5 protein-coding genes are annotated in these 7380 nt (G+C 66.2%); 3 read left to right on the top strand and 2 right to left on the bottom strand.

The features are described 5' to 3' along the window. The first annotated feature begins 9 nt into the window (after positions 1-9). Positions 10-1737 carry a type IV-A pilus assembly ATPase PilB gene (gene pilB, locus ACVOMM_RS16425; RefSeq protein ID WP_053517028.1) on the top strand — a complete coding sequence of 576 codons (1728 nt, stop codon included), beginning with the start codon at positions 10-12 and terminating at the stop codon, positions 1735-1737. 69 nt (positions 1738-1806) lie between these two features. Here the strand turns inward: pilB and ACVOMM_RS16430 are convergent, their stop codons facing one another. Together ACVOMM_RS16430 and ACVOMM_RS16435 are read right to left on the bottom strand one after the other, a co-directional pair. Continuing rightward, positions 1807-3180 (bottom strand): sigma-54-dependent transcriptional regulator, encoded by a 1374-nt coding sequence (locus ACVOMM_RS16430; protein ID WP_053517026.1) that lies wholly within the window; start codon positions 3178-3180, stop codon positions 1807-1809. Between the two features lie 54 nt (positions 3181-3234). Then, positions 3235-4854, bottom strand: coding sequence for a sensor histidine kinase (locus ACVOMM_RS16435; RefSeq protein ID WP_053517024.1), 1620 nt, complete (start codon positions 4852-4854; stop codon positions 3235-3237). 330 nt (positions 4855-5184) lie between these two features. On the opposite strand from ACVOMM_RS16435, the gene sucC reads away from it, so the two are divergent. Both sucC and sucD read left to right on the top strand, forming a co-directional pair. After that, a complete protein-coding gene (gene sucC / locus ACVOMM_RS16440) occupies positions 5185-6354 on the top strand; it encodes an ADP-forming succinate--CoA ligase subunit beta (protein WP_005418614.1) in 1170 nt (389 codons plus the stop codon). A 24-nt stretch (positions 6355-6378) separates the two neighbouring features. Further along, a complete protein-coding gene (sucD, locus tag ACVOMM_RS16445) occupies positions 6379-7254 on the top strand; it encodes a succinate--CoA ligase subunit alpha (protein ID WP_005418610.1) in 876 nt (291 codons plus the stop codon). The last annotated feature ends 126 nt before the right edge of the window (positions 7255-7380 follow it).

Here is a 7380-nt window from a genome sequence, read left to right on the forward strand (position 1 = left end):
AGGAATCCCATGAGCGTTGTTTCATCCCCCAACCTTGTCGGCATCACCGGGCTGGCGCGCCGCCTGGTCCAGGATGGTGCGCTGGACGAGGCCACCGCCCGCGACGCCATGACCCGGGCCGCCGCCGCGCGGCAGCCGCTGCCGCAGTGGTTCGCGCAGAACAAGGTGGTGGGGGCAGCACAGCTGGCCGCGGCCAATGCGGTTGAGTTCGGCATGCCGCTGTTCGACGTCTCGACCTTCGATGCCAGCCAGAACGCGATGAGCCTGGTCAGCGAGGAACTGCTGCGTAAGCACAACGTACTGCCGCTGTTCAAGCGTGGCGGCAAGCTGTTCGTCGGCACCAGCAACCCGACCCACGCACTGGACGAGATCAAGTTCCACACCAACCTGGTGGTGGAGCCGATCCTGGTCGACGAGGACCAGATCCGCCGCACTCTGGAACAGTGGCACGCCAGCCACGACACGCTGGGTGACGCGCTGGGCGGTGACGATGAGGGGATGGCCAACCTCGACGTGGGCCTGGGCGATGAGGATGGCGCGGGCGGCGACTCCGGCATCGATGCCAAGGGCGACGACACCCCGGTGGTGAAGTTCGTCAACAAGGTGCTGGTCGACGCGATCCGCAAGGGCGCGTCGGACATCCATTTCGAGCCGTACGAAGACGATTACCGCGTGCGCCTGCGCATCGATGGGCTGTTGAAGATGGTCGCGCGCGCGCCGGTGAAGTTGAACCAGCGCATCGCCGCGCGCCTGAAGGTGATGGCGCAGCTGGACATCGCCGAGAAGCGCGTGCCGCAGGATGGCCGCATCAAGCTCAACCTGTCCAAGTCCAAGCAGATCGATTTCCGTGTGAGCACGTTGCCGACGCTGTTCGGCGAGAAGGTCGTGCTGCGTATCCTCGACGGCAGTGCCGCCAAGCTGGGCATCGACAAGCTCGGCTATGAGCCCGACCAGCAGAAGCTGTTCCTGGATGCGATCCACAAGCCATACGGCATGGTGCTGGTGACCGGGCCGACCGGTTCGGGCAAGACGGTGTCGCTGTATACCGCGCTGGGCATTCTCAACGACGAGACGCGCAACATCTCCACGGCGGAAGACCCGGTGGAAATCCGGCTGCCCGGCGTCAACCAGGTGCAGCAGAACAACAAGCGCGGCATGACGTTCGCCGCTGCGTTGCGCTCGTTCCTGCGCCAGGATCCGGACATCATCATGGTCGGCGAAATCCGCGACCTGGAGACCGCCGAGATCGCCATCAAGGCCGCGCAGACCGGCCACATGGTGCTGTCCACCCTGCATACCAACGACGCGCCGCAGACCATCGCGCGCCTGATGAACATGGGCATCGCGCCGTACAACATCACCAGCTCGGTGACCCTGGTGATCGCCCAGCGTCTGGCGCGACGGCTGTGCCCGAACTGCAAGCGCCCGGCGCAGCTGCCGGAGCATGCATTGCTGGCCGAGGGCTTCACCCAGGCCCAGCTGGATGAGGGCATCCAGCTGCATGAGGCGGTGGGCTGTGATGAATGCACCGAGGGTTACAAGGGCCGCACCGGTATCTACCAGGTGATGCCGATGACCGACGAGATCGCCACGATCGTGCTGGCCGGTGGCAATGCGCTGCAGATTGCCGAAGCCGCGCAGGCGATCGGGGTCAATGACCTGCGGCAGTCGGCATTGAGGAAGGTCGCGGCGGGTGTGACCAGCCTGGCCGAGATCAATCGCGTTACCAAGGATTGACGCGGTTGTGCTGGCGGGGTCGGAGCCCTTTCCTGCGGAAAAGGATCCGACCGCTGGGTCTTGCGGCCCTTACTCCATGCCCAGCTTCTTCAGCTTGTAGCGCAGCGCGCGGAAGGTGATGCCCAGCTGCGCGGCGGTACGGGTCTTGTTCCAGCGGTTTTCTTCCAGCGCGCGCTGGATGGCGCTGCGTTCGAGCTGTTCGATGTACGAGGGCAGGGCGGCACTGCCCGGCTGCAGATCGACCACGGCTTCGGCGGCCGTGCCGTTGCCGGGCATGCGGGGGGCGTGTTGCGGCAGGCGCAGATCGTCGACACCGATGCGGTCTTCCTCGGCCAGGGCCAGCGCGCGCTCAAGGATGTTCTCCAGTTCGCGCACGTTGCCGGGGAAGGCGTACTGCGCCAGTGCCTCCAGCGCCGAGGGCGCGAGCAGCGGCGTGGTGCGGCCGTGGCTGCGGGCCAGCCGTGCCAGCACGGCAGCGGCCAGCTCCGGCAGATCCTGGCGGCGTTCGCGCAGCGGCGGCACCTTCAGTTCGATCACATTGATGCGGTAGTACAGGTCGTGGCGGAAGCGGCCGTCCTCGACCAGCTCGGCCAGATCCTTGTGGGTGGCCGACAGGATGCGCACATCGACCGGTTCCTCGCTGGCCGCACCCACCGCGCGCACCGACTTCTCCTGGATCGCGCGCAACAGCTTCACCTGCATCTGCAGCGGCAGCTCGGCGACCTCATCCAGGAACAGGGTGCCACCATGGGCGGCCTGGAACAGGCCGGGCTTGTCGGCGTGGGCGCCGCTGAAGCTGCCCTTGCGGTGGCCGAAGAACTCGCTCTCCATCAGTTCGCCGGGAATCGCGCCGCAGTTGACCGGCACGAACGGCCCGGCAGCACGTGCCCCCTGGGTGTGGATGGTCCGCGCGACCAGTTCCTTGCCGACGCCGGATTCGCCGAGGATGTAGACCGGGGCCTGGCTGCGCGCCACTTTGCCGATGGTGGCACGCAACACGTCCATCGCCGGCGAATTGCCGAGCAGCCGGGCGCCCTGTTCGGCGACGGGGCCCGGTACGGGCCGCTCGCTGTTGTTCAGTTCCAGCGCGTGCTTGACCAGTCCACGCAGTACGGCGATGTCCACCGGCTTGCTGACGAAGTCGAAGGCGCCCGCCTTCAGGGCTTCCACTGCCAGATCCATGCTGCCGAAGGCGGTGATCATCGCCACCGGTGTGCGCGGGTAGTGCTGGGCGATCTCGCTGACCAGCTCGATGCCGTTGCCATCCGGCAGGCGCATGTCGGTGATGCACAGGTCATAAGGATTGCTGGCCAGCAGCTCGCGCGCTTCGGCGAGGTTGGCTGCAGTACTGATGCGCAGCCCCATGCGGCCGAGCGTCAGCACCAGCAGTTCGCGGATGTCGCGTTCGTCGTCGACGACGAGGGCGCTGCGGGTTTCGTTCATGGGCGGAAAAGATAAACGAGGGGGCTGAAAGCGACAAATGTTTGACGCGCAGAATCAGGATCCATCGGGCAGCAGCGTGTGCGGACCTGGCAGGACCAAGCGGAAACACGAGCCGCCGGCCGGCACCGGGATGTAATCCAGCCGTGCCTGGTTGGCCCTGCACAATTCGCGGGCAATGTACAAGCCCAGGCCGGTGCCGTGCTCGGAGGTGGTGAAGAACGGCCGGAACAGCTGCGCCGCCACGCTTTCGGGAATGCCGGGGCCACGGTCCATCACGTCGATCACCGCGCTGCGTTCGTGCCGGGCTACACGCAGCCGCACGCGGGCCGGCTGCTGGCCGATGCGGCCGTACTTCAGGGCGTTGTGCACCAGCACGGTCAGCACCTGGTAGAGGTGGCGGGTGTCGACCTGCGCCGGCACCGAGGTGTCGCTGACGATCGGTTCGATGCTGTCGGTTTCCAGCGTCTGGCCCTGCTTGTACTCCAGCACGAAGCGGCGCACGAAGGCGACCAGATCCACGTTCTCCGGCGTGGCACGTTCGCGCCGGGCCAGGCCCAGCACGCTCTCGACGATGCCGTTGGTGCGCTGGCACTGCTGGCGGATGATCTGCAGCAGGCGGCGGTCGCTTTCGTTGAAGCCGGTACCTTCTTCCAGCAGCTGCACGGCATAGTTGATCGCCGCCAGCGGATTGCGGATCTCATGGGCCAGGCTGGCCGAGAAGCGGCCCATCGCCGACAGGGTGAGCGACTCGGCGCGCCGCGACACCACGCTGGAATCATCCAGGAAGACCAGGGCCAGTTCGCTGCCGGCCAGCAGGCGCGCGAAGCGCGGTTGCACTTCGGGTTGGTCCGGATTGAGCTGCAGCGGCAGTTCGTCCTGGGTCCAGCCGTTGCGCCAGCGCTGCAGGCGACGGGCCAGCTCGGGTGCGACGCTGGCCAGATCGAGGCGGCCGGTTCCGCCCGCACCGTCGCTGTCGCCGAGCAGCATCGAGGCAGCCTCGTTGGCCAGCGTGATGCGGCTGTCGGCATCCACCACCAGCACGCCGGTGCGCATGCGGCGGATGATCAGTTCGTTGATCTGGAACAGATTGGCCACCTCGTCACCGCGCTGGTTGGCCAGCTGCTGGTTGCGGCGGGCGCGGCTGCCGACCTGGTAGCTGATGAAGGCCAGGGCCAGGTAACTGGTCGTGAACATCGCCAGCTCGGCCAGGGTGCGGGTCGGGTCGCCGCCCTCCAGCAGCTTCCACAGGTATTCGCCCACCGTTGCCAGGCTCGCCGCCAGGGCCAGCCCAAGGCCCCAGCTCAGCGGCAGCAGGGTGGCGGCCGCGGCGATGTTGAACAGCAGCGACATCGAGATGCCGGCACTGGCGCCGGGCAGGGCGTGGGCCAGCAGGATGGCGGCGATGATGTCCACCAGCACGCCGGTGACCACGATCGGCCGCAGCCAGCGTTCGTTGCGGCCGATCGCCAGGGCCAGCAGCGACAACGCCAGGTAGGCCGCGCCGACGGTGTAGGCCAGCCGCGGGTGGTGGGCCTCGCCGACCATCATCGACAACGGGCTGTACAGCAGGGCGGCGATCACGGCTGCGATCAGCACCCGGTACAGGGCGAAGAAGTACAGCTCGCGCCGCGGAATCGATTCGATGCGGTCGATCAATGAAGCACTGGGTGACACGCCGGAACTCCCCTTCTGGCTGCCTGGATCTGGGTTGTGCGACGGGCATGCCCGAGCGGACGCAGATGCCCAGTATACGGTCGTGGCGATGCCCGGCCGCGGGTCCGCGTCGCGCAATCGGCCTGTGGCGAGGGCGGCCGGGCGGCTGCCGGCGATCCGCAACTGCCTGAATGACGGCGGAAATCCGCCCGGATCCGGTACTCCGTACAGACTTCTTTGCGCCCCGGCGCCGGCTCGGCCACAATAGTGGGCCCGCCGCGGTCCGTGCCGGTGCCTCCCCCGGAGGCCCTGAGGAATTGCGTGCGGTCGTTCCTATTCCCACGGTGACGCATGAATTTCCACGAATACCAGGCAAAACAACTGCTTGCCGAATACGGCATCCCGGTCCCGGCCGGCAAGGTCGCGGCTACTCCGGACGAGGCGGTTGAAGTCGCCCAGTCGCTGGGCCAGGGCCCCTGGATGGTCAAGGCGCAGATCCACGCTGGCGGCCGCGGCAAGGCTGGCGGCGTCAAGTTCTGCAAGACCGTCGATGACGTGAAGGCCGCAGCGGCCAAGATGCTCGGCACCAAGATGGCCACCTACCAGACCGCCGGCGTCGAGCTGCCGATCAACCTGGTGCTGGTGACCACCGCCGGCGAGATCGTCAAGGAACTGTACCTGTCGGTCCTGGTGGATCGCGGCACCCGCACCATCAGCTACATCGCCTCCTCGGAAGGCGGCATGGAAATCGAGCAGGTGGCTGCCGAGACCCCGGACAAGATCCACACCCTGAATGTGGACTTCGTCGAGGGCGTGCAGGGTTACCACGGCCGTGACATCGGCTTCAAGATGGGCCTGACCGCCAAGCAGGCCGGCCAGTTCGCCAACATCATGGTGAACCTGTACCGCATCTTCAACGAAAAGGACCTGGCGCTGGTTGAGATCAACCCGCTGGCGATCCTGGACGACGGCAACCTGTACGCGCTGGACGGCAAGTTCAACAGCGACGACAACGCCAACTTCCGCCACAAGGAACTGGTCGCGATGCGCGACAAGTCCCAGGAAGATGAAACCGAAGTGACCGCTTCGGAGCTGGACATCAACTACGTCACCATGGACGGCAACATCGGCTGCATGGTGAACGGCGCCGGCCTGGCCATGGCGACCATGGACGTCATCAAGCTCAACGGCGGCGAGCCGGCGAACTTCCTGGACGTGGGCGGCGGTGCCAACAAGCAGCGCGTCATCGAAGCGTTCAAGCTGATCCTGTCCTCGGACAAGGTGGAAGGCATCTTCGTCAACATCTTCGGCGGCATCGTCCGCTGCGACATGATCGCCGAGGGCATCATCGCCGCCGTGAAGGAAGTGGGCGTCAAGGTGCCGGTCGTGGTGCGCCTGGAAGGCACCAACGTGGAAGAAGGCAAGCAGCTGCTGCGTGACAGCGGCATGGCCATCATCCCGGCTGACAACATCAACGACGGCGCCAAGAAAGTCGTTGAAGCGGTCAAGAACGCCGCCTGATCCACGACACCGAAGGAAATTCCCATGTCTGTTTTGATTAACAAGAACACCAAGGTGATCGTGCAGGGCTTCACCGGCCAGCAGGGCACCTTCCACGCGACTCAGATGATCGAGTACGGCACCCAGGTTGTTGGCGGCGTGACCCCGGGCAAGGGTGGCACCACCCACATCGACCTGCCGGTCTTCAACACCGTTGCCGACGCCGTGCAGAGCACTGGCGCCAATGCTTCGGTCATCTACGTGCCGCCGCCGTTCGCGGCCGACGCGATCCTGGAAGCCGCAGCTGCCGGCATCAAGGTCATCGTCTGCATCACCGAAGGCATCCCGGTGCTGGACATGCTGCGCGTCAAGAACGTGCTGACCCGTTCCTACCCGGACACCGTGCTGATCGGCCCGAACTGCCCGGGTGTCATCACCCCGGGTGAGTGCAAGATCGGCATCATGCCGGGTCACATCCACAAGCCCGGCAAGATCGGCATCGTGTCGCGTTCGGGCACGCTGACCTATGAAGCGGTCAAGCAGACCACCGAAGTCGGCCTGGGCCAGTCCACCTGCATCGGCATCGGCGGCGACCCGATCAACGGCCTGAACTTCGTTGACTGCCTGAAGCTGTTCAACGAAGACCCGCAGACCGAAGGCATCATCATGGTCGGCGAGATCGGTGGCGACGCCGAGGAAGCCGGTGCGGAATACATCAAGAACCACGTGAAGAAGCCGGTCGTCGGTTTCATCGCCGGTGCTTCGGCGCCGGCCGGCAAGCGCATGGGCCATGCCGGTGCGATCGCCTCCGGCGGCAAGGGCACGGCGGAAGGCAAGTTCGCCGCCATGGAAGCGGCTGGCGTCGTCACCGTGCGTTCGCCGGGCGACCTGGGCGCTGCCATCGCCAAGCTGGTGAAATAAGATCGTCGCCCGCCGCCCGGCCGGCCCCGTATTTTTTGCCCCGCCCCAGGGCGGCCGGCGTTTGGAAAAACCCCCCCCGGCGGCGTTTGTTGGGATGGGGGGCGCGCACGCAACCCCCCGCGCGGG

The organism is Stenotrophomonas sp. STEN009 (assembly GCF_056760395.1).